Genomic DNA, 23,085 nt, shown 5'->3' with positions numbered 1-23,085 from the left:
CATCCTAACTTTAGCATTCATTATATTATTTCTATATATATTATAACAATAATGTCAATTAGTTGCAATTTGTAATCAATTTATATATAATTATTATATTATAGTATATATTATTTTGTTAAAATTTTAATTTTGTATTATAATATTAATTAATTTACACTTATTATAAGAGGTATTTTATGGATATATATAAAAAATTAAATGTTATAATATGGTATTCAATATTAAGTTTCAACTTGCCAAAACAAAGGATTTAGCACTGAAATTAGTTTTATTTTCAGTGCTAAATCCTATTTCTACATATATTATTAAAACATTTATACAAACTTATACTTGTTTAAGCAAAAATTTCTTATTTAATTCCATTCTTAATTGCATCTTCAAGTGTATCAAGTCCATATTTTAATTGTTCATCAGTCATTACAAGTGGTGGCAAAAATCTAACTACATTTCCAAAAAGTCCTGCATTCAAGAATATTACACCATGTTTAAAACAATAATCCGTGATTTTTTTAACAAGTTCTGCATAAGGCTCTTTTGTTGCTCTATCCTTAACAAATTCAAGTCCTATCATTGCTCCAAGACCTCTTACATCACCTATTACATCATATTTTTCTTTCATTTCATTAAGTCTTGTCATTATATAAGTTCCCATTTTATTAGACTTGTCACAGAGCTTAGCCTTATCTATTTTTTCTAGAACCTTAAGTGCTGCAACACATCCAAGAGGGTTTCCTCCATATGTTCCTCCAATACCACCAACGCAGGCAGCATCCATAATTTCAGCTTTACCTACAACTGCACTTAATGGAACTCCATTTGCAATAGATTTTGACATTGTTATAATGTCTGCATCTACATCAAAGTACTCATGAGCAAATAATTTTCCTGTCCTAGCAAATCCAGCTTGTACTTCATCTACAATAAATACAATATCATTCTCATTACATATTTCCTGAAGAGCTTTAAAATATTCTTTTGGAGGTACTACGAATCCGCCTTCGCCCTGTACTGGCTCTGCAATTAAGCAAGCTATCATATCTTTTGAAATTACAGTTTTAAGCATTGTTCTAAGCTTTTCTGCACAAGCTATGCCGCATTCAGGATATTTACATCCAAGTGGACATCTATAACAATAAGCTTCTTCTGTTTTATAAGTCTCAGTTGCAAAAGGTCCAAATCCATTTTTGTAAGGCTTGTACTTACTTGTTATTGACATTGTTAAATTAGTTCTGCCATGGAAAGAACCTTGAAGTGAAATTATACCATCTTTTTTTGTATAGGCTCTTGCTATTTTTATAGCATTTTCTACTGCCTCAGCTCCACTGTTAAGAAATAAAGCTTTCTTTGCATAGTTTCCTGGCGTAGCTTCTACAAGTTTTTCTGCTAAATCAACATATGGTTCATACATATTTACATGAAATCCTGGATGAATGTATTTATCAAGCTGAGCCTTTATTGCTTCAACTACTCCTTCATCTCTATGTCCAACATTTTGAACTCCTATACCTCCTGCAAAATCAACAAATACATTTCCATCTATATCTTTTATAAGTGCTCCCTTTGCCTCATCTACAAATATAGGAAAAGAACAACTAACTCCTTTAGCTACAAACTTTTCTCTTTTTTTAACAAGTTCCTTTGACTTAGGTCCGGGTACCTCTGTTACAATTTTTGCATTCTTCTCTTCAATCATTTTTTATTCCTCCAAATTATTATATATTTTGTATTACAAATTTAAAATTTCGTATTATTACGTTGCTTTAATTATTATTTTATTAAAATTTATACATATAATTTAACACAATATCATTATCATTGATATATACATATAGGACAATTATTAAGTGCCTAACTTGTCATTTGAATACATATAGCATTGTTCCTTCATATTATATATTTATTAAATTTCATATTTATAATATATCAGATTAATAAAATATGTATGTCTTTTTTGAACAATTTAATTTATTTAATTTGTATAAAATAGACATATATATTTTATTGATAATATTATATAATAATACCAATAAAATTATTAATTTAATAATTTAGTTAAAATATTTTTGACAAATAATTAAAGAACTTATTTGAATAAAAAGTATAAAAATAAATCAGTTCTAAGGAGGAATTTATTATGGAAAAGTCCGGTTTAAAAAAGAACAACTTAAGTGTTATCGAAACTATAGCTTTATCAGTTGCAATTATAGCGCCTACTGCAGCAATGTCATTAAATATATCACTAATGGCAAAAACAGCATCTTTTTCTTCGCCACTTATTTTCTTTATTTCAATGATTATAGTAGGTCTTGTTTCTTTCTCAATAATAAAATTTAATCACTATTTTTCAGATTCAGGCTCCCTATATACTTTTACTCAAAAGTCTTTAGGCAGAAAAATGGGATTTACTGCTGGATGGTCTCTTTTACTTGCATATATAATGTTAGCTGCTGGTTGTACAGCTGAATTAGGAGCATTCTTTGGAAAATTTCTAGATGTATTTGGTATTCATATTGGATGGCTTCCTATAGCATTAATTTTTTCAGTTCTTATTGTATATATAGGAATAAAAGATGCTAAGGTAAGTACTAGAATAATGCTGACTATGGAGGGAATATCAATTTTCATGATATTGATATTATCTTTAGTTATTATATTTAAAGTAGGAAAATCTACTGGACTAAGTGCTGTTCCATTTAAAACTAATGGAAATAATATATCTACTTTAGCAAGTACATCTGTTTTTGCATTTTTATCATTTATAGGTTTTGAAAGTGCTTCAAGTCTTGGAGAAGAAACAAAAAACCCTAAAAAATATATTCCTTTAGCAATTGGAAGTGCAGTTTTTGTAACAGGCCTGTTTTATCTATTGTCAAGCTACGCTCAAGTTATAGGTTTTGGAATTAATGCAAGCGGTCTTAAGGCATTAACAAATTCAGAATTACCACTTTCAGATTTATCTGCAAAATATATGTCAAATACTTACGGAACTCTTTTAATTTTTTCAGCATCTCTTTCTTGTTTTTCCTGTGCACTTGGTGCTGTCTGCGCTGGTGCAAGAATGTTATTTTCAATGAGTAGAGATGGATTATTACACAAGAGTATGATGAAAATCAGTAAACACAATACTCCTTACTTAGGAATTATACTTACAGTAATTATTTCAGTAATACTACAAATTGCTTTATTTAAAAAAGGTGGACTTGATGTATTTGGATATTATGCAACTATTGGATCTTTAGCAATAATCGTGTCTTATCTATTTACAAGTATAGCCGCTATAGTTTATTTTAGAAAAAAGAAAATTAGCAATCCTATAAACCTAACAATACAAATAGCAGCAATTTTGTCTTTATCTTATATACTATATGCAAATGTTTATCCTATTCCTGAATTTCCATCAAACTTGTTCCCTTATATCGTTCTCGGTTGGATAGCTGTAGGATTTGTATTAAGCTATAAATTTACTAAAAATAATAGCAAAGCTAATGATGTTATTGCTTCAAGTACCAAAGAAGAAATAAGAGAAAATATAGGCTAATTTAACCATTATTTAAGAAGGTGATTTCATGAAGATCAATGTATCCTGTATTCAAATACAGCCCGAAAGATGTAATACTATTGTCAACTTAAAAAAGATGTGTACCTTTATAGACAAATGCATGAAAAAAAATAAAGATACAAATTTAATAGTTTTTCCAGAATTAATAACATCCGGTTATGAGTGTTATGAAGAGTTCTATAGCTTAGCTGAAATTGCTTCAGAATCTTATAGCATTAAAAAAATAAGCGAGTTAGCAAAAAAATACAAAACAAATATTGTATTTGGTTTTCCTGAAAAAGATCCTAAAGATAATAAATTATTATACAATTCTACAGCATTTATAGATGATAATGGGAGATTATTAGGCACATATCGAAAAGTTCATCTTTTTGATACTGAGAAAAAATTTTTTACACCAGGATGCGAGTATCCAGTTTTTAATACTTCTATAGGTAAAATTGGAGTTATGATTTGCTGGGATACTGCATTTCCAGAAGTTGCACGCACCTATGCTTTAAAAGGGGCTGATCTACTGGTTGTCAGTACAAATTGGGAAAAGCCTTATTCTGATGATTGGGATTTAGTTACCAGGGCAAGAGCTTTTGACAATTGTATATATCTTGCTGCTGCTAATAGAATTGGAGATGATGATACATTAGGTTTTTTCGGACATAGCAAAATAGTCAGTCCATTAGGTAAACCTATAGTTGAATTAAACGATGAAGTTGAAGGTATTATTTCTGCTGAACTAGATTTATCCATACCATTAAAGTTAAGAGATTCATATTATACATTTTTTAAAGATAGAAAGCCTAAAACTTACGAAATGCTTGTAAAATAATATTTCTTATCGCACATTAAAATTATAAATTTTAATGTGTGATAAGAATTTTTTTATTTTAATAAATCCTATTCCTTTTGATTAGAATTGATACAATTAAACTTATTAAAAAAGTTACTGTTGAAAGAATAACGGCTATAATCAAAAATCCTGTTATTAACATATTATATTTTAATATATTAAAAGCCATGAAATACTTTGATAATCCAAATATATTAATAAGTAACAATACTGAAAATAATGTAACAAGTCCTCTATAAGCACCTTTTATATCTGCACTACTCAAAGATATGTGGGAAGATATACTTATTGAAACAAATAAAAATATATAAAAATATGGATTTTGAAAGTTCTTAAATGAAAAAATAGTTTTTATTAATCCTTTATAGGAAATTATCATTCCCTTAATTACAGACTTATCCAAAGTTACAGCATGAAAATTATTTACCAATATATTTATAAATTGATTATAAGATTCAGGTATTATAAAATACATCAAGGTAATTATGCAAATAACCCCACCTAAAATAGGTGCTATGCCTATGAAAAAATTGCCAATCTGCTGATAAATACTAAATTCATTATATGAATGATTCACATAACCCATAGTTCCATTTTCATCAGGCTTCTGAAGTAATTTTATATCCGTAACCCTATGCCCAAATAATATAGCAAAAATAGCATGACTAAGTTCATGTACAGGCACTCCTATAAATCCTGTTACCATTACCGCAGTATCGCCAAAACTCCTCTGAAAGTTTCTCATTGAGTAAGTTCTGAGTATTCCAAGAATCACTCCTATAAATATAATGACGCCTACCAGATAAAATGTCTCGATAAAAGTTCTAATAAATACTTCAATTAAAAAATTCACATACATCATAACCTCTCTTGAAAATATAAATCATCCATTTATTTTAACATATATGACTTTCTTAGATAGAGATCTGACAATTTTTAATAAAATTTCAATATTATAATATATCAAAAGGTGAACTATATTTTGTCTTTTATTCTATTGCTTGTCCTTTTCTAGAAAAATGAAGTAAAAGTCCAATTACTAATCCAATAAGTGCTGGTGTTAACCAACCCATACCATCATTGTAGAAAGGTAAATGATTAGAAGCTATTTGAATCATTCCACCTAAGTGTAAAAATTTTATAGTAGCTTTAGGTAAAGCCCCTGCGAAATCAAATATGGCTGCAAATATTGTTAAACCAGTAACCCATTGATAAACACAGTGGTCTCCGTGAAATAATCGTTCGAATAGGCTTAACAAAATTAAAGTGATTGCTAATGGATAAAGGAACATTAATACCGGTACAGAAAAAGAAATAATGTTATTTAAGCCAACATTTGCAATAGCGAAAGATACAACACAAAAAAGGATAGCATATTTTTTATAACTCAATAAATTTGGAAATATACTTACGAATGTTTCACTGCAAGAAGTAATTAATCCAACTGCTGTCTTTAAACATGCTAATGTAATGGTAATTGCCAGAAGAACCGCTCCAATTTTACCAAAATAATGAGCCGAAATTAATGTCAAAGCTTGTCCGCCATTTGCGGAAACCGGAAAAATACCTCTGCTTTGAGTTCCCATAATAGTAAGTGAAGCATAAATGATTGCCATGAAAGACATACTAAATACCCCTGATTTTACAGTACTAAATGCTACTTTATTTGGATCTTCAACGCCTAAATTATGAACAACATTTATAACTATTATTCCAAATGCCAATGAAGCTAAAGCATCCATTGTATTATATCCTTCTAAAAAGCCTTTAAAAAAGCTGCCATTTTGATAGCTTTGTGCGACTGGAATTTGTGTCACACTACCCATTGGATTTAAAAAAGCAGTAATAATTAAAATAGCTAAGAAAAATAAAAAAAGTGGATTTAATATCTTTCCAACCCAAGTTAAAATATTAGATGGCCTTAATGAGAACCATAAAACGGTCAGGAAAAAAATCAGAGAAAAAATTGTAAGCCATAAACTGATTTGGCTCTTAGCGAGTAAAGGAACTAAACCTACTTCAAAAGATACCGTTGCTGTTCTCGGAATCGCAAAAAAAGGTCCAATTGTTAAATATAATGCACATGTAAAGAACAAGCTATAGTATGGATGAACACGGCTTGCCAGCTCATACAGCCCGCTGCTTCGTGAAATGCCCATTGCCACAATTCCCAAGAGTGGTAAACCAACACCAGTAATCAAAAAGCCTATAATTGCCGGCCATACATTACTTCCAGCCATCTGGCCCATAGAAACAGGAAAAATCAAATTTCCCGCACCAAAAAATAAACCAAATAACATGGAAGCAATATAAATATACTCTTTTGTTTTTAATTTTTTTTGCATGTTTTCAAAACCTCCAATAATAAAAATATATATTGTAATTATATAAGTAAGAAGGTAAATTTACAATATCAGTGGGATATATGAATAAATTTAAAACACTATTTATAGTTGAGCATAAAAACTAATTTTGAGGAAAACTTATATTAGAAAGGGGCGATAATATGCAAAATAAAATCAAGCATACTACTAATACTGATAAAAAGGAAGATGGTAAATTTAAAAAAAAGCATATAAATCATGACCCACAAGCTGAAAGTTCAAGGTCAAAGTTTAATGCTCCATCAGAAAAACATTTAGATTAATTTTTAAAAGTTAACGTTCTATATAATTATATCTATAAATGAGAAAAAGCGAAAATATAAAAATAGCTTTTTATGATATTTTAATTTTATCATAAAAGCTATTTTATAGACTTTTCTTTACAAGCTCTATTATTAATTTAATCTTAGTTATTTTTAGACCATCTTGTAGCCAACATATTAATCAGCAAATCTTTGTATTCCCATCCCATAGCTTTTGAAGCTATCATTGTTAGGCTGTCTTGGTTTTCTCGATGTTTTCTTCCTGCTCCAGTCATATTAGGTTTCATATTAAGATCAAATATATAATACTCTCCATATATTTACTAATGTCAGAAGGTTGTTGTCCAACAATATAATATCCTTTTTCAATAAACTCTTCTATTGAATGTCCATCATATAACACAGTATTTAACCAAAATATATTAGCTCCTTTATCGATAGCTTTTTGTATAACACTGCTAAATTTATATATATTTTTTTACTCCACTAATTCTTTTGGATTTTCACCAAAATTTTTCTCATACTGTGGACAGCCAAATCGTTTTGCAAACCGCTGTACAATAAATGGGCAGAAAATTGCTGATAAAATAGCTGCTCCTGCTATTTGTACAGTTGCCATCCCTCCATATCCTGGTCTTTTTAACAAAACTCTATCCACAATAAACGCAACAGATCCAGTTACAACTATTACAATAATAAAAAGAATAACCCCTCCAAATCCTCCTTCTACAATTTTATAAAAATCAATATTCGCACCTAAAACAAACCCCATTATTGGCAAAACTAAAGCAATTCCTCTTTTTGCTGCTATTCTAATATCTTCATCTATGTTGGATAATAAAATGCCTACACATAATGGCAATAAAACAGTTATATACTCTTGATAGCCTATACTGCCTCCAGAAGCTCCAATAGTAACCAACGTTAGTATTGGTCCTGAGTTCAAGTTAAACATTGGTCTTGCAACAAAATCAGCATGATCACCATAGCTTTCCATAAGTCCCATATACAAACTGCCATTATTATTAGTTAATGCACATAATATTGCTAAACTGCCCACACCAAATATTCCTTTATACCCAAAAAAATGAAATATAAAAATATAACTTGCAGCTCCTGCTAAATATTTAAACGCCACGTGACTTCCCCCACGTTTTAAAGCCTCAGGTATATCACTAAGTCGCATTTGCGTTCCTGTAAATAATAACGTTAAAAGCATTAAAACAGTTATTCCATCGTTAGAAACTAAAGCTTTACTATAACTACCTATTCTCAAAATCCACGGACAAAAGGTATTTAAATAAGTTAACTAGTATAGGAGAAGAATATATTAAAACAGCTCAAAAAATATTAGATTTAGAAGCAGAATTAAACAATAAAATATCTGATATTTTAGAATTGAAACAAGGATTATTATCCATTGGAATTACACCTATACGAGGGTCATTTCTGATTACTGATGCCATTATTGAGTTTAATCAAAAATATCCTGGTATTAAAATAAATATGGTTGAATATGAAATGTCAACATTGACGGATTTAGTATTAAATGGTAGTATTGACTTTTTTATTGGTAATTCCCCCATTCAAAATAACCTGTTAACTATGAAAACTATCGGAATAGAACATCTCTTTTGGGCAGTACCACAAAATAATCCCAATAATAAAGGCTTAGAGCAATATCAAGTTCCTTTACAAGAAATTATAGAAAACAATTATAGTGAAAACAATTCTGTTGATTTTTCTATTTTTTCTAATGACCCATTTATTTTATTACAACCAAATCAGCATATTCATACTCTATTATTAGATTTGTGCAATAATGCAGGATTTAAACCTAATGTTGTTTTACAAATCAACAAACTAGAAACTGCCTATTCACTTGTACAAAAAGGATTAGGTGTTACCATTGTTTCTGATACTTTGATTCGCCATGCAAATTTAGAAGATCATCCTATCTACTATGCTTTGCCAGAAAAATCATCTGTTAGAAATATTATTGTAGTGTATAAAAAAAATAGATATATTTCTCACATGGCAGAAAAATTTATTTCCATTTTAAAGAATAATTTACTTTAAGACAGATTTGATTATACAAGGGAAAAGCATTATGAATGGGAACGTACCTGAATTTGTGCAAATCAAATCTAGGTACGGGGTGCATTTAATTTAAGTGAAGAATAATATTCATTATTTATTAAAGCACAATAACATATTTATTCGTAATGTTCTAACATATCTAATAATTCATCAAATCTCCTTATAGTATCCTCTAAAGGCTTAGGCGCAGTCATATCTACTCCTGCTTTTCTAAGTACATTTATTGGGTAATCACTGGACCCGCTCTTCAAAAATCCCTTATAAGATTCTACGGCATTTTTTCCGTCTTTCAATATTGCATTAGCAAAAGAATGTGCTGCTGCATAACCTGTAGCATACTGATATACATAAAAATCCCAATAGAAATGAGGAATTCTTGACCACTCCATATCTATTTCTTCATCTACAACCATATCTGGTCCAAAATATTTTTTATTTAAATTTCTCCAAATCTTACATAAATCTTCTCCTGTAAGTGGTATTCCATTTTCTATTTTTTCATGAGTTACTTTTTCAAATTCAGCAAACATAACCTGTCTGAATACAGTAGTCCTAATTTGCTCTAATTCTTGATTTATAAGATAGCGCTTTCTTTTTTCATCTTTTTCATTGTCAATTAAATAATGCATCAACAAGCTTTCATTAGTAGTTGAGGCCACCTCTGCACAGAAAAGAGAATAATTTGAATATATATAAGGTTGATTTTTTCTCGAATAATAGGAATGTATTGAATGGCCCATTTCATGTGCCAAGGTAGAAACATCTGTAAGCTTATAGTCATAATTTAAAAGTACATAAGGCATAGTATCATAATCCCCTGTAGAATAAGCTCCTCCTCTTTTGCCTTTATTTGGATATATATCTACCCATCCATCCTTTATTCCTTCATCAAATATATTTAAATATTCTTCTCCTAAAGGTTTTAATGCTTGCTTTACTATTTTTACCGCTTCATCAAATTCTATATGTTCTTCTACAGTATCTATTAGAGGAACATATAAATCATACATATGCATTTCATTAAGCCCTAAAAGTTTCTTTTTAATGCGCACATATCTGTGCAGTGATTTTAAATTTTTATTTATAGTATCAACAGTATTATTGTAAACATCTATAGGAATATCATTAGGCTTTAATGAACATTCCATTGAACTTTTATACTTTCTAGTCTTCGATATAAAAACAAAATTTTTTATATTTGAAGTAAGGGACGCAGCTAAAGTATTTTTATACTTTTTATAAGTATTAAATAAAGCTTTAAATGCTTCTTCTCTAACAGTTCTCTTTTTAGATCTTATAAAACCTGAATAATTCACATCAGTAAGCTCGACACTTTTTCCACCCTCATCCTTTATGTTAGGAAAAGTCATATCAGCATTAGATAGCATGCTATAAACTTTCTCCGGTGCATTCAAGCAATCCGATACTGAAGCCATAAGCTCTTCTTGCTCCACACTTAAAACATGAGGCTTCTTTTTCAAAATTTTTTCTAATAAAAACTTATACATGTTTAATTCCGGAACATTCTCTATAAATTTATCTATAGTTCCTTCTTTTAAACTCAATATTTCAGGAATAAAGAATGCTTCCATACTTTTTATTTCAGCAATATATGCATATATTTTATCTCTTAAAACTTGAAAAGTAGGGTTAGCAGTATCTTCATCATTTTTCATATGTGCAAAAATAACTAGTTTTCCTGCCAATCTCGAAACTTCTTCATTTAGCTTAAAGTATTCTAAAAGCTTCTTACCTTCAGATAATTTACCAGCGTATTCACTTAATTTTGGTGCCATAGATTTTAACTTTTCAAAATCCTTTTCCCAGCTTTCTATACTTTTATATATTTTCTCTACATTCCATTTATCTTCTCTTAATATTTCATCTCTTCTTTTTGTCTGTGCCATATAAAATTCTGCTCCTTTTCTATAATCATAATATTTAGGAAATTTTGCAATTACTTTTCCTACATTTTACTTTAATTATAAAGATTTTTACTCCATATTACTACATTATTGCCTTTATAATATTTTTTAAGTTATGTTGAATAAAATTATAAATTATACAACAGAATAATAATTAATCTAAAATAATAATAGGGAGAGGATATTATGAAATTTGCAGAATATATTAAAGCTATTTTAAATGGTCTGTACTTAAGCCTTAAGAGATTTCCTTTAACAATAATGTTCTCAGCTTCTGTTTTCTTAACACTTATAGTAATATCTGAGACTAATCCTAAAGAAAATACCCTAGCTAGAATTGCTATGATATTAGCACTAGGAATTCCTATTTCACTTTGCATAAAACTTTTCTTTGAGAAAATAAATGAAAAAAGCATATTTAAGCTTTTATCAGTTCAGTTATGTGGAATTTTATTCTTGATTGTTTATTACTTTTTATTTTTAAATACCGTAGGCATGGTTCCTATTACAAGATATGTTGCTGTAAGCACTGCATTATATTTAGCTTTTTTATTTATTCCCTATTTTCTAAAAAAAGAACAATTTGAAATGTACGTTATAAATATATTTACAGGACTTTTTATCACTATAATCTACTCCATTGTAATATACTCAGGACTTTCTGCCATTTTATTTACAATAGATAAATTGCTTGGAATAAAAATCTTAGGAAAAATTTATTATTATACATGGTTGTTTGTAGTCTTTATATTTTCACTATTATACTTTCTTTCTGGACTACCAATTAGTCATAAAGAACTATCAGTAAAATCTTATCCAAAGCTTTTAAGAATACTGCTTTTATATATTGTAATGCCTCTTTTAACTGCGTACACAATAATATTATACATATACTTTGGAAAAATAATAATAACAAAACAATGGCCTGTTGGTTTAGTTTCACATCTGGTTTTATGGTATTCAGTCATTGTTACAATAGTGTTGTTTTTTATTACTCCTATAAAAAATCATAATACATGGCAAAATAATTTTTTTAAAATTTTCCCTAAGATAATTCTACCCCTTATTGTAATGATGTTTGTTTCTATAGGCATACGTATAAATGCTTATGGAGTAACGGAAAAAAGATACTTTCTACTTATATTAGGTATCTGGTTATTTTTTATAATGATATATTTATCATTTATTAAAAGAATTAGAAATATATTAATTCCTTTTACTCTTTCTATAGTTGTTTTAATTTCAGTATTTGGTCCTTTAAGTAGTTACTCTATTTCAAAAATGAGTCAAAATAGTAGATTTGAAAATATTCTTATAAAAAACAAGATGATTAAGAACGGGAAAATACAAAGTTCTTCTGATATTTCTAAAGAAGATAAGTCTGAAATTAGCAGTATACTCGATTACTTTAATAAAAATCACAATCTTCAGGATGTTAAATATGTTCCTAAAGGCTTTAAGTTAAATGATATGAATAATGTATTGGGATTTTCTTTTGTGCCTCAAAACTATGGTTCCTACATGGGATACTTTAATTTCATAACAAATCAATCAGAAAAACCCATTGATATAACTGGATATGATTATCTTTTTGATATGAGAAACCTGGAAAATGCTGCAGCAAATACTTCAATTTCACCTTTAAGTGCTTCTTACAACCATGAAACATTTGTTATAAAAATAAATTATAAAGGCAATCAAATTTACACTAAAAATTTGAATTCTTTTGTAAAAAATCTCATTGATAAATATGGTATGCTTTCAAAAGAAAATGCATTATCACCTGAGGAAATGACTCTAACTGAAGAAAATGAAAAAATAAAAGTTAAATTTATATTTTTAAATATATCTGGTAACAGAAATGACCTCAATAATGGTATCAATGCCAAAGAAATCAACTTTTATATGCTTGTTAAAATTAAATAAATATTATATAACTATCGTTATTTGTAGTAGGTTACTTTAATTCTTTAAGTTTTTCTTTATACTCTTGTTCATTTTTAACAACACATACACCTTGACTTCCTCTGCCTCTTATCGGTTTTAATACAACAAGATAAGTTAAACTCAGAAGTTATCTATTATAATATCAATAATTTGTGCAACAGTTTAATGAATAGAATTATGCTGCTTATTGATTTGGCAAGAAAAAAATGATAGTATGATAGATAAATGTGAAGTAGAATGTTATTAAAGTTTATTAGAGAGGTAATGAATAGATGAAGAAATATGATACAATAATATTTGATTTGGATGGAACATTGTTAAATACTCTTGATGATTTAGCTGATAGTGTTAATTATGCATTAAAGCTTAATAATTTTCCATGTAGAAAAATAGATGAAGTAAGATGCTTTGTAGGTAATGGAGTCGGAAGGTTAATGAAACTTTCTGTTCCTGATGAATGCAGTAATGAGCAGTATGAAAAATGCCTTTTGGACTTTAGAACCCATTATTCAGCAAATATGCAAAACAAGACCTGTGCTTATGATGGAATTATGGAACTATTAAAAAAGCTATACAATAAAAATTATAAGATGGCAATTGTATCAAATAAATTTGATGAAGCAGTAAAGGCACTTAATAAGGTTTATTTTCAAGAATATGTAAAGGTTGCAATTGGAGAATCAGAAAATATTTCTAAAAAGCCGGCACCCGATACTGTTTTTAAGGCGCTTAAAGAACTTGGCTCAAAAGCAGAAAGTGCATTATATGTTGGTGATTCTGAAGTAGATATTATGACGGCAAAAAATTCAAGTGTTAAATGCATTAGTGTAACATGGGGTTTTAGGGACATGGATACTTTAAAGCAGTATGGTGCAGATTTGATTATTTATGCTCCAAATGAACTGTTAAGTATAGTTGAATAATTTACATTTATTGGAACCATATATTCAAAATCTATTATGCAAAAGCTTATTATGTATTGGATTTGAAATATACTTTTCTTACCTAAAAAATAAAGGCTATACACTTTCTTGTATAAGAATGTATAGCCTTTGTTGCTAATTTTTACCATTTGCTGTATTATTCTACAGTTACAGATTTTGCCAAATTTCTTGGTTTGTCTACGTCACAGCCCTTTTTGATTGCCATATAATATGCCAAAAGCTGAAGTGGTATTACAGAAAGTACCGGTGCAAACACATCTATTACTTTTGGTACATATATTACACTATCAACCACATCTTTTACCTCTTTGCTGCCTTCAAGTGCAAAAGCTAAAACTTTAGCTCCCCTTGTAGTTACTTCCTTTATATTACTTATCATCTTTTCAACTAATTTCTGCTGGGTAGCTCCTGCAATTACTACAGTTCCTTTTTCGATTAAAGCAATAGGTCCATGCTTTAACTCTCCACCTGCATAAGCTTCTGAATGAATATAAGATACCTCTTTTAGCTTTAGTGAGCCTTCCATTGCAACAGCATAGTCAAGTCCTCTTCCTATATAGAACATATCACTTTCAGCATAGTTCTTTGAAGCAAAATCTTTAACTACATCTTCATTCTCCAAAACCTGTTCTGCTTTTTCTGGAAGAGTTAGCATTTCTGCTTTTAAATTCTCAATTTCAGAATCACTTAAAGTTCCCTTATTCTGTGCAAAGAAAAGTGCAAGTGTATACATTACGATAAGCTGTGTTACATAAGCTTTCGTAGAAGCTACTGCAATCTCAGGTCCTGCCCATGTATATAATACATCATCAGTTTCCCTGGATACCGTGCTGCCAACTACATTTGTAACAGCTATTACTCTTGCTCCCTTTGCTTTAGCCTCCCTAAGTGCTGCTAAAGTATCTGCTGTCTCTCCAGACTGGCTTATTATTATCATTAAAGTTTTCTTGTTTATTATAGGCTCTCTATACCTGAACTCAGATGCTACATCCACCTCTACTGGTATTCTTGCAAGCTTTTCTATTGCATATTTTCCAACCACTCCTGCATGATATGCAGTTCCACAAGCCACAATATATATTTTATCTATATTATCAATCTGCTCTTTAGTTAAACTTATATTATCTAAAGTAACAGGTTTGCCTTTCATAATTCTTGATGTCATAGTATCTTTTATTGCCTTTGGCTGTTCGTGTATTTCCTTTGCCATGAAATGATCATATCCACCTTTTTCAGCAGCATTTGCATTCCAGGTAACATGGTATATATCTCTCTTTATTTCTTTTTTATTTTCATCTAATATCTTTACACCACTATTGTCCATTACTACAAATTCATTATCATTTAAGAAATATACATCTCTTGTATGATTTAATAATGCTGGTATATCTGATGCTATAAAATATTCACCTTTTCCAACTCCAACTACAAGTGGACTATCTTTTCTAGCTGCAACCAATTTTCCTGGCTCTTTAGAGCATATTACTCCTATAGCATAGCTTCCCTGAAGTTTAGAAGCTGCTTTCATAACAGCATCAACTAAATCTCCATCATAAAAATAATCTATAAGCTGTGGAATAACTTCAGTATCTGTTTCTGAAACAAATTTATATCCCTTTGCCTTAAGTTCATTTCTTAATTCAACATAATTTTCTATTATTCCATTGTGAACTACACTTATGGTTCCATCTGCATTGCTATGAGGATGTGCATTTATATCAGAAGGTTCTCCATGAGTTGCCCACCTAGTATGTCCAATTCCTACACATCCATTTAAAGGATGACTTTCTAACTTCTTTTCAAGGTTTGCAAGTCTCCCTTTGCATTTAATTACATTTATATGATCTTTATCAATTACAGCAACACCCGCTGAATCATATCCTCTGTATTCAAGTTTACTCAATCCTTCAAGTAAAACAGATGATGCCTTATCTATTCCAACAAAACCAACTATTCCGCACATAATAATCTTCCTTTCAATAATAAATTTGAATTATCCCGATATATTTTAATTTTATTGTATACAAACAAAAAACTTTTACTGCCAAAACTTAAAAAAGTGTAAAAGAAATAAGCCTACTAATTTTATTTTTAAAATTAAAACAGGATAAAACTGACATTTAGAGATATAGATATGATATCCCTATACCCAATTAAGGTTTTAACACCAGACTGATGTTGTTGCAGAAATTACTTTCTGATTTTATCAGCCGTTAACGGTAGTGCGATACCGTGGGGCACCCGCCGAAGATTCGATACTCCCCATCCTCGTCAACTTAAGCAAAACCTACAGTTTATTTTTATTATAACCTGTAAATTAGAATCATACGCTTAAGTTCTGGCGCTTTAAATTAATTTAACTTTTTAAATACCACCTGCTTTTAACAATTAATTTAAAGATATTAAATATATCATCAATACATTATATTCTTTAAAATGATTTTTTGTCAACTATTACATATATAAAAAATATTAATTTTATATGAAGCATAAAAGGTTCAGCTGGAGAAAGCCATCCTTATAAGAAAACTCCAGCTGAACCTGAGAAGCAATTTATTTATATTAGGTTAAATTTAGATACAATATTTCATTATTTCATCTATTACAAGCTTATTAACCTTATTATGTTTTCAATGGTTTTTTCTATATTTTCTTTGCCTTTCTTAATAGCACAATCAAGGGTTGTAACTCCCCTTACTATGCTAAAAATTGAATCTATGCCATTTTCGTATAATATATCTATATCTTTTCCTACACTTCCTGCAAGTGCTATCACTGGTTTATTGTATTTCTTCGCTACCATTGCCACACCCATTGGCGTCTTTCCGTATTGTGTCTGGAAATCGATACTCCCCTCTCCTGTGAAAACTATATCCGCTTTTTTTACTTTTTCTTCTAAGTCTGAATACTTTATAACTATATCAATACCATTTTTAAGTTTACCATCCAAAAAAACCATAAGTCCTGCCCCAAGTCCACCAGCTGCACCGGATCCTGGTACATTTATTACATCAACACTAATCTGCTTTTTTATAACATCTGCATAATGTCTTAAATTATCATCCAATGTTTTTATCATTTCACGCGTTGCACCTTTTTGTGGTCCAAAAACATTCGAGGCACCTTTCTCACCGCAAAGTGGATTTGTAACATCACAGGCTACTTCTACTTCAACATCCTTCAATCGTTTATCAAAGTCTGTTAAATCAATTCTAGCAAGCTTATCTAGTTCTCCGCCGCCAAAACCAATTTCTTTTCCTTCTTTGTCTGTCAATTTTCCACCAAGTGCCTGAATTGCACCTGCCCCTCCGTCATTAGTAGAGCTGCCACCAATGCCTATTAATAACTTTTTCACTTTATGGTTCAAACAATCCTTTATTAACTGTCCTGTACCATAAGTTGTAGTCACAAGAGGATTCCTCTTTTCTGCCGGAACAAGTGCCATACCGCTTGCACTGGCCATTTCTATAATTCCTGTTTCTTTATCTCCCAAAATTCCATATTCTGATTCTACTTCATTCCCCAGTGGTCCAACCACTCTCAATTTGTATATCTTTCCACCTGTTGCATCCACAAGTGACTGCATTGTTCCCTCACCCCCGTCAGCCATAGGAACCTGTATACAATTAATATCTTTATTTACTTTCTTAATCCCTTTTTCCATAGCTTCACAAGCTTCTTTCGCAGTCATACTCTCTTTAAAAGAATCAGGCGCCAGCAAAATATTAAAATCTTTTTTCATGTTTATTCCCCCTTACTGACTACAATGTATTTAAAATTTTATTTTTTATTATTTGTATACGTTTTTACAAGATTCATAAACCATCATACAATAATTTCTATTTTATTATTATACTTTTTGATATACGAAACAATATTCACTTGCACAAATTTTAATCGTTATCAAAGGCATTTTTTTATGTATATGCATAAACATTTTGAGGATAAAAAAGATTTCGTATTGAAATAAAACTAACTTCATCATCATTTTCAAGCCTTCCTATATTCCCAATCAAACTTGTTATTTCAAGATTTTCTACAATATCTTTACTATCATATACTTTTGTAACAGGATCAAAGTATCCCAGTTTAACCTTGGACGCTGCACCAATTGCAGTAAAATATGCAGCTCTTATATTCTTATTTTCACAAAACTTTGTCAATTCTGTTATTACTTCATCACCCTTATCCAATTTTACAATATAATTACAACCTGACTTTCTAAATTTCATACAGCTTCACCTCTTAATCAATAATTTATATACAATTATCACTTTTTTTAATAGATAAAGCAATATCAAGTTAAACAAATATTAGTTAATAATAATACTTAATTTCGTTTAATTGCATAATGAAATTAATGCTAATTAGTTCTAAAATTAATAATAGTACAATAAAGCCAGAATAAATCAATATATTTTTTAGGATTCATATTTGTAAGTTTATATATTTTTTTTAGCCTGTAATTAAGAGTATTTCTGTGTATAAATAATCTATTGGATACTTTATTTAATTCACCATTTTCTTCTATGAAAACTTTTAGTGTTTCTCTTAATTCGCCATTTTTATCATTTAAAATAATTAAATCATAAGAATCTTTTAATTCATTAATTTTCCACTTAGCATTGTCTAGAAAAAATAACATTTCATATTTTAGCGAATCAAAAATATAAACGTTAGTATCTGGATGATTTTTCCTACCAAACGAAAGTGTCTCTTTTGCTATTTCATATGATTTATATACATCACATAACTTATTGTATACTTTTCCCACCGATATTTTCACATCAGTATCTGTCTGTTTTTGTATCTTTTCATGAATTTTCTGTATTCTATCTTTGCAATCTATAGATTTGTATTTACTATTTGGACATTTGTATAATAAAACAATTGTTTTTGAATCAATAACTGCTACCAATGATTCTTTTAATGTTCCCTCTAAAATTGATACTACATTGTTCAATATATCCAAATCTTTTCTTCTGGAAATCTCTTTAAAATTAGCCTGAATAATAAAAATAGCCATGGGATGGTTTTCAGATATTTTAAATTTTTTTGTATATTTTTCAAGTAAATTAAATGATCCTTGGTTATTACTTATAAGTGAAACTATCATATCTTCTTTAATTCTGTTACTCCATTCAAGTTCCTTCATAACATAGGCTTGTTCTATCATCATTTCTGCAGTCATCTTAATTAGTTTGCCATAGCCTATAACCTCGTCTCTTTTTCCAGTAATACCAATTACTCCAACAACATTATCCTTAAATTCTATAACTACATTAGTTCCCTGCTGAACTCCATTCAATTCTCTACACTGCTTTTCATCAATGCTAAACTCTGATTTTCTCTGAAGTGCCAGAACTGCACCTTCGTGAATAGTTCCAATCCTTTCCTTATTACCTGATGCTATTATAATTCCCTGTTCATTCATTATATTTACATTTTTATTAACTGCCCTCATTGTCCTATCTACTATTCTTTCTGCTAATTTACTACTTATAATCCCCATTATAATTTCCTCCTTATTATAAATGATACCGTCAAGTTTTGTTCTACTACAATGTGCATATAAATAAAAACAATATATTGATAACGATTAATATTTGTGCAATTGAACATTGATATATGTCCGCATAAGTTTGATTGAATCAAGCAATAAAATTTAATTGTTAAGTTGCATATTTATAAATATATTATATAATTAGTAAATATTTTTTGCTTCATAATTTTATAAAATGCATTACATTTAAATTTGTCTAATATTTTAAAAATGACACATTACAAAATTAATTGTAATGTGTCAAATATGAAATAAAGATTAGTAATTATTATTTGTTATTTCTATTATAATTGATTAAACATCCTGATAATATAATCTTTAATTCAGTATCTGTTAATTTATCAACTTTTAATTTGAAGTTTTCAAGTTTATCTCTTACTATATAAGCATCTATTTCAGATGGGTGTTCAGAAATAGCCTCTCTTATATTAGGAATAAATATATAATCGTTACATTCAAACTTCGGTTCATCTTTTATAACGAAAGGAACTAAACCCCAGTTTATTAAATTTGAACGATATCTTTTTGTAGCATATTCTTTTGCAATATTTGCATATCCGCCTAAAACTTTTTGACAACTAGCCGCCTGTTCCCTAGCTGATCCGTCTCCAGGTTTTATAGCATATATTACACTTCCTATAGCTGTATTTTTAAAGTCTACACTATCAAAATCTTTCTTAACTGTATTAAATACCTTTTCTAAATCATTGTTTGCATCAAAAGGAGATTTTCCAGAAATTCTATCCTTTTCTGATTTTTGAATCTGTTTTGCTCTTCCTACATATTCAGGATCTTTACGTGATAAAGTAAATTCTGAAAGCTTTAATGGGTTAGATCTATAAGAAGATGTATCACCAGAAGGTATCAATTCATCTGTTGTAGTTACAGGATCCTTAATTAAAGAAGATACTTTTAGAACTAGATTGTCTGAAAGTTCTTCCATAGTTGGCCAATCTTTAATATTAGGTCCAAATCTTAAATTCTCATCTTTTTTCGCCTTATTAAATCCATCATAAACACGATTATCATAAATTGTTTTATTAAAATAATATTTAGGTATATTAAAGTTTGTATCTAAATCTGTAGCTGCTGTTATAAATCCTTTATTTACAGCTGTTGCCGCTATTGAACGTGCATCCATTAATGCTACATAAGAAAGTTGTCCATCATTAGGTTTTGATCCTTCACGATTTGGAAAGTTTCTTGTTGTATGTCTTATACTTAATGAATTATTTGCAGGAGTATCTCCTCCACCAAAACATGGCCCACAGAAAGCAGTTTTAAGTATTGCTCCTGTTGGCATTAATTCAGCTGCAACTCCATTTTTAACTAAGTCATAATAAACAGGCTGACTTGATGGATAAATGCTTAATGTGAATTCATCATTTCCTATAGAATTTCCTTGTAATATGTTAGAAGCTTCACAGATATTTTCATAGTTACCTCCAGCACATCCAGCTATACATCCCTGCTCAACATACAATCTATTATTTCTTACTTTATCTTTTAAAGATATTTTGATACTCTTATTTGATATTCGTCCTTGTGCATCTTTTTCTACCTTATCTAATATATCATAAAGATTTGCATTAAGTTCATCAATAGTATATACATTACTTGGATGGAAAGGCATTGCAATCATGGATTTTACTTCTGATAGATCTACACATATCATTTTATCGTAATATGCAATTTCTCCAGGATTTAATTCTTTATAAGCATCTTTTCTTCCATGCAATTCTAAGTAATCCTCAACCTTGCTATCAGTTCTCCATATAGAACTTAAACATGTAGTCTCTGTTGTCATTACATCAATACCATTTCTGTATTCTACAGATAAGTTTCCTACTCCAGGTCCAACAAACTCCATAACTTTATTTTTAACAAAACCACTTTTAAATACCTGTCCAATTATTGAAAGAGCAACATCCTGTGGTCCTATGCCTTTTTGTGGTTTTCCAGTTAAGTAAACTCCAACAACTTCTGGATATGATATATCATAAGTTTTTGATAGTAATTGCTTAACTAGTTCTCCACCACCTTCACCTATTGCCATTGTACCTAACGCTCCATAACGTGTATGGCTATCTGAACCTAAAATCATCTTTCCGCATCCTGCCATCATTTCACGCATATATTGATGAATAACTGCTAAATGAGGCGGTACATATATTCCACCATATTTTTTTGCAGCAGATAATCCAAATAAATGATCATCTTCATTAATTGTCCCTCCAACAGCACAAAGACTATTATGACAATTAGTAAGAACATATGGTATTGGGAATTTTGTAAGACCACTAGCACGAGCTGTCTGTACGATTCCTACAAATGTAATATCATGAGAAGCCATTGCATCAAATTTAATATTTAAATCTTCATCATTATCTGATTTATTATGATTTTTTAAAATTGAATATGCAATTGTATTTTTTTTAGCATCTTCTTTATTAAAAAATCTATTTCCCAATTTAGCTTTAAGTTTTTCATTTGATTCTTTGTTATCAATATATATCTCATTTCCGTTTAATAAATATGCACCTTCATCATGTAATTTAATCATAACTTCCTCCTTATATAATGTAATAAAATTTCATTTATTGCTTAATCAAGGCCTAACATTTTTGCCGGATATTTTTTTGTCATATTATTAATAGCCTCTTCAGATAATCCGGAATTCTTTAGGAATGATACGTACTCATATAATTCTTCACTCCAAACAGGATTCTCAACTTGTCCTCCATCAGTAGATATTATTGTAGATTCGTATCCTAAACTTTCAATTGCTTTCAAATTTGTTGAAAAATTTTTCTCATATTTACCATTGACACGGTGTGCATAACATCTTTCAAAATACACATCATATTTTATCAATGCTCTTTGGTCATCCAAAGACATATTTACAGTAGGCCATTCAGGATGATTTATTAAAATTTTTTTCACACCAATTTCTTTTGCTTTTTCAACAACAACTCTAATTTCATATGGTGATAGATGACCTGTGGCAAGAACAACATTATGCTGTGCGATTAGTTTTAAAATCTCTAGAAGTTCAGGAACAATTTGTCCATTATTCATTACTTCAACGCCATCTAACATTCCTTTTTGTTTACGTTCATTAGCAGCAAATGAAGTTGGTAACCAAATAATTTTTGCATTCATTTTAATAGCATTTTGTACTGCTGCAATATTTAGTCCTCCTATTTGAGGGTTTAAAACAATTCCACCAAATACATGAATTCCTTTAACTAATTGTTGTGCTATCCATGCTCTATCCATTGTAGGTACTACATGAGATTTTAAAACAACAGCACGTGCGCCAACTCTTTTTGCTTCTTTTACTAATTCAATGTCATTTAATCTTCTTTCCCTAATATCAGGTGCAGTATGGATATGTAAATCAATAATACCTTCTAAGCCATTATCTTCGCACTTCATTTTTTCCTCCTGTTTTAACTAAAGTATATTCGGAAACCCTTAGGCCTCCATTTATCTTAATCCCGAAGGGTGCTTTTTGATTATTCCCCCCAGAATTTCAAACAAAAACTAAAAT

17 protein-coding genes are annotated in these 23,085 nt (G+C 29.5%); 6 read left to right on the top strand and 11 right to left on the bottom strand.

The genetic code is table 11. The features are described 5' to 3' along the window. Positions 1–352 precede the first annotated feature (352 nt). Complete coding sequence (gabT, locus tag J2Z42_RS07570) at positions 353–1,696, bottom strand: 4-aminobutyrate--2-oxoglutarate transaminase (RefSeq protein ID WP_209702042.1); 1,344 nt, start codon at positions 1,694–1,696, stop codon at positions 353–355. A 441-nt stretch (positions 1,697–2,137) separates the two neighbouring features. Between gabT and J2Z42_RS07565 the strand changes: the two genes are divergently transcribed. Both J2Z42_RS07565 and J2Z42_RS07560 read left to right on the top strand, forming a co-directional pair. Beyond that, entirely contained in the window at positions 2,138–3,541 is a 1,404-nt protein-coding gene (locus J2Z42_RS07565) for an APC family permease (protein ID WP_209702041.1), read from the top strand. 28 nt (positions 3,542–3,569) lie between these two features. Next, positions 3,570–4,385 carry a carbon-nitrogen hydrolase family protein gene (locus tag J2Z42_RS07560; protein WP_209702040.1) on the top strand — a complete coding sequence of 272 codons (816 nt, stop codon included), beginning with the start codon at positions 3,570–3,572 and terminating at the stop codon, positions 4,383–4,385. 58 nt (positions 4,386–4,443) lie between these two features. Here J2Z42_RS07560 and J2Z42_RS07555 read toward each other — a convergent pair whose 3' ends face one another. Continuing rightward, positions 4,444–5,259, bottom strand: a complete 816-nt coding sequence (locus J2Z42_RS07555) for a hypothetical protein (protein WP_209702039.1) — start codon at positions 5,257–5,259, stop codon at positions 4,444–4,446. Between the two features lie 136 nt (positions 5,260–5,395). Continuing rightward, the gene (gene brnQ, locus J2Z42_RS07550) at positions 5,396–6,751 is read right to left on the bottom strand and encodes a branched-chain amino acid transport system II carrier protein (protein WP_209702038.1); all 1,356 of its coding nucleotides are present in this window, start codon (positions 6,749–6,751) and stop codon (positions 5,396–5,398) included. A 161-nt stretch (positions 6,752–6,912) separates the two neighbouring features. Between brnQ and J2Z42_RS07545 the strand changes: the two genes are divergently transcribed. Further along, complete coding sequence (locus tag J2Z42_RS07545) at positions 6,913–7,053, top strand: CPC_1213 family protein (RefSeq protein WP_209702037.1); 141 nt, start codon at positions 6,913–6,915, stop codon at positions 7,051–7,053. Between the two features lie 478 nt (positions 7,054–7,531). Here the strand turns inward: J2Z42_RS07545 and J2Z42_RS07540 are convergent, their stop codons facing one another. Next, entirely contained in the window at positions 7,532–8,329 is a 798-nt protein-coding gene (locus J2Z42_RS07540; RefSeq protein WP_245331537.1) for a 2-keto-3-deoxygluconate permease, read from the bottom strand. A 122-nt stretch (positions 8,330–8,451) separates the two neighbouring features. Here J2Z42_RS07540 and J2Z42_RS07535 point away from each other — a divergent pair, with 122 nt between their 5' ends. Beyond that, entirely contained in the window at positions 8,452–9,132 is a 681-nt protein-coding gene (locus J2Z42_RS07535; protein ID WP_245331536.1) for a LysR family transcriptional regulator substrate-binding protein, read from the top strand. Positions 9,133–9,269: 137 nt separating this feature from the next. Here J2Z42_RS07535 and pepF read toward each other — a convergent pair whose 3' ends face one another. Further along, a complete protein-coding gene (gene pepF / locus J2Z42_RS07530) occupies positions 9,270–11,060 on the bottom strand; it encodes an oligoendopeptidase F (protein ID WP_209702036.1) in 1,791 nt (596 codons plus the stop codon). Between the two features lie 204 nt (positions 11,061–11,264). On the opposite strand from pepF, the gene J2Z42_RS07525 reads away from it, so the two are divergent. Next, the gene (locus tag J2Z42_RS07525) at positions 11,265–13,004 is read left to right on the top strand and encodes a DUF4153 domain-containing protein (RefSeq protein ID WP_245331535.1); all 1,740 of its coding nucleotides are present in this window, start codon (positions 11,265–11,267) and stop codon (positions 13,002–13,004) included. 293 nt (positions 13,005–13,297) lie between these two features. After that, positions 13,298–13,948 (top strand): HAD family hydrolase, encoded by a 651-nt coding sequence (locus tag J2Z42_RS07520; protein WP_209702035.1) that lies wholly within the window; start codon positions 13,298–13,300, stop codon positions 13,946–13,948. 157 nt (positions 13,949–14,105) lie between these two features. Here J2Z42_RS07520 and glmS read toward each other — a convergent pair whose 3' ends face one another. The 6 genes from glmS to J2Z42_RS07490 all read right to left on the bottom strand — a co-directional run bounded on the left by glmS (position 14,106) and on the right by J2Z42_RS07490 (position 22,970). Then, positions 14,106–15,932, bottom strand: a complete 1,827-nt coding sequence (gene glmS, locus J2Z42_RS07515; protein ID WP_209702034.1) for a glutamine--fructose-6-phosphate transaminase (isomerizing) — start codon at positions 15,930–15,932, stop codon at positions 14,106–14,108. 639 nt (positions 15,933–16,571) lie between these two features. Beyond that, positions 16,572–17,711 carry a glycerate kinase family protein gene (locus J2Z42_RS07510; protein WP_209702033.1) on the bottom strand — a complete coding sequence of 380 codons (1,140 nt, stop codon included), beginning with the start codon at positions 17,709–17,711 and terminating at the stop codon, positions 16,572–16,574. Between the two features lie 175 nt (positions 17,712–17,886). Continuing rightward, complete coding sequence (locus J2Z42_RS07505) at positions 17,887–18,201, bottom strand: PPC domain-containing DNA-binding protein (RefSeq protein ID WP_209702032.1); 315 nt, start codon at positions 18,199–18,201, stop codon at positions 17,887–17,889. A gap of 131 nt (positions 18,202–18,332) precedes the next feature. Beyond that, positions 18,333–19,481 carry a sugar diacid recognition domain-containing protein gene (locus J2Z42_RS07500; protein WP_209702031.1) on the bottom strand — a complete coding sequence of 383 codons (1,149 nt, stop codon included), beginning with the start codon at positions 19,479–19,481 and terminating at the stop codon, positions 18,333–18,335. A 319-nt stretch (positions 19,482–19,800) separates the two neighbouring features. Next, on the bottom strand, positions 19,801–22,095 hold the full coding sequence (locus J2Z42_RS07495; RefSeq protein WP_209702030.1) for a hydratase: 2,295 nt from the start codon (positions 22,093–22,095) through the stop codon (positions 19,801–19,803). Between the two features lie 41 nt (positions 22,096–22,136). Continuing rightward, positions 22,137–22,970, bottom strand: coding sequence for a DUF6282 family protein (locus J2Z42_RS07490; protein WP_209702029.1), 834 nt, complete (start codon positions 22,968–22,970; stop codon positions 22,137–22,139). Between the last annotated feature and the right edge of the window lie 115 nt (positions 22,971–23,085).

Source organism: Clostridium algifaecis, assembly GCF_017874415.1.
Classification (GTDB): Bacteria; Bacillota; Clostridia; order Clostridiales; family Clostridiaceae; genus Clostridium_B; species Clostridium_B algifaecis.
The sequence above is the reverse complement of the archived record's forward strand: the minus strand, read 5'-3'. Positions and strand labels throughout refer to the sequence as shown.

Coding starts and splice junctions, on each gene's coding strand:
- glmS (WP_209702034.1), bottom strand. CDS start 15,932: ATGTGCGGAATAGTTGGTTTTGTTGGAATAGATAAGGCATCATCTGTT.
- J2Z42_RS07545 (WP_209702037.1), top strand. CDS start 6,913: ATGCAAAATAAAATCAAGCATACTACTAATACTGATAAAAAGGAAGAT.
- J2Z42_RS07525 (WP_245331535.1), top strand. CDS start 11,265: ATGAAATTTGCAGAATATATTAAAGCTATTTTAAATGGTCTGTACTTA.
- J2Z42_RS07500 (WP_209702031.1), bottom strand. CDS start 19,481: ATGGGGATTATAAGTAGTAAATTAGCAGAAAGAATAGTAGATAGGACA.
- pepF (WP_209702036.1), bottom strand. CDS start 11,060: ATGGCACAGACAAAAAGAAGAGATGAAATATTAAGAGAAGATAAATGG.
- J2Z42_RS07505 (WP_209702032.1), bottom strand. CDS start 18,201: ATGAAATTTAGAAAGTCAGGTTGTAATTATATTGTAAAATTGGATAAG.
- J2Z42_RS07490 (WP_209702029.1), bottom strand. CDS start 22,970: ATGAAGTGCGAAGATAATGGCTTAGAAGGTATTATTGATTTACATATC.
- brnQ (WP_209702038.1), bottom strand. CDS start 6,751: ATGCAAAAAAAATTAAAAACAAAAGAGTATATTTATATTGCTTCCATG.
- J2Z42_RS07560 (WP_209702040.1), top strand. CDS start 3,570: ATGAAGATCAATGTATCCTGTATTCAAATACAGCCCGAAAGATGTAAT.
- J2Z42_RS07495 (WP_209702030.1), bottom strand. CDS start 22,095: ATGATTAAATTACATGATGAAGGTGCATATTTATTAAACGGAAATGAG.
- J2Z42_RS07520 (WP_209702035.1), top strand. CDS start 13,298: ATGAAGAAATATGATACAATAATATTTGATTTGGATGGAACATTGTTA.
- J2Z42_RS07510 (WP_209702033.1), bottom strand. CDS start 17,711: ATGAAAAAAGATTTTAATATTTTGCTGGCGCCTGATTCTTTTAAAGAG.
- J2Z42_RS07565 (WP_209702041.1), top strand. CDS start 2,138: ATGGAAAAGTCCGGTTTAAAAAAGAACAACTTAAGTGTTATCGAAACT.
- gabT (WP_209702042.1), bottom strand. CDS start 1,696: ATGATTGAAGAGAAGAATGCAAAAATTGTAACAGAGGTACCCGGACCT.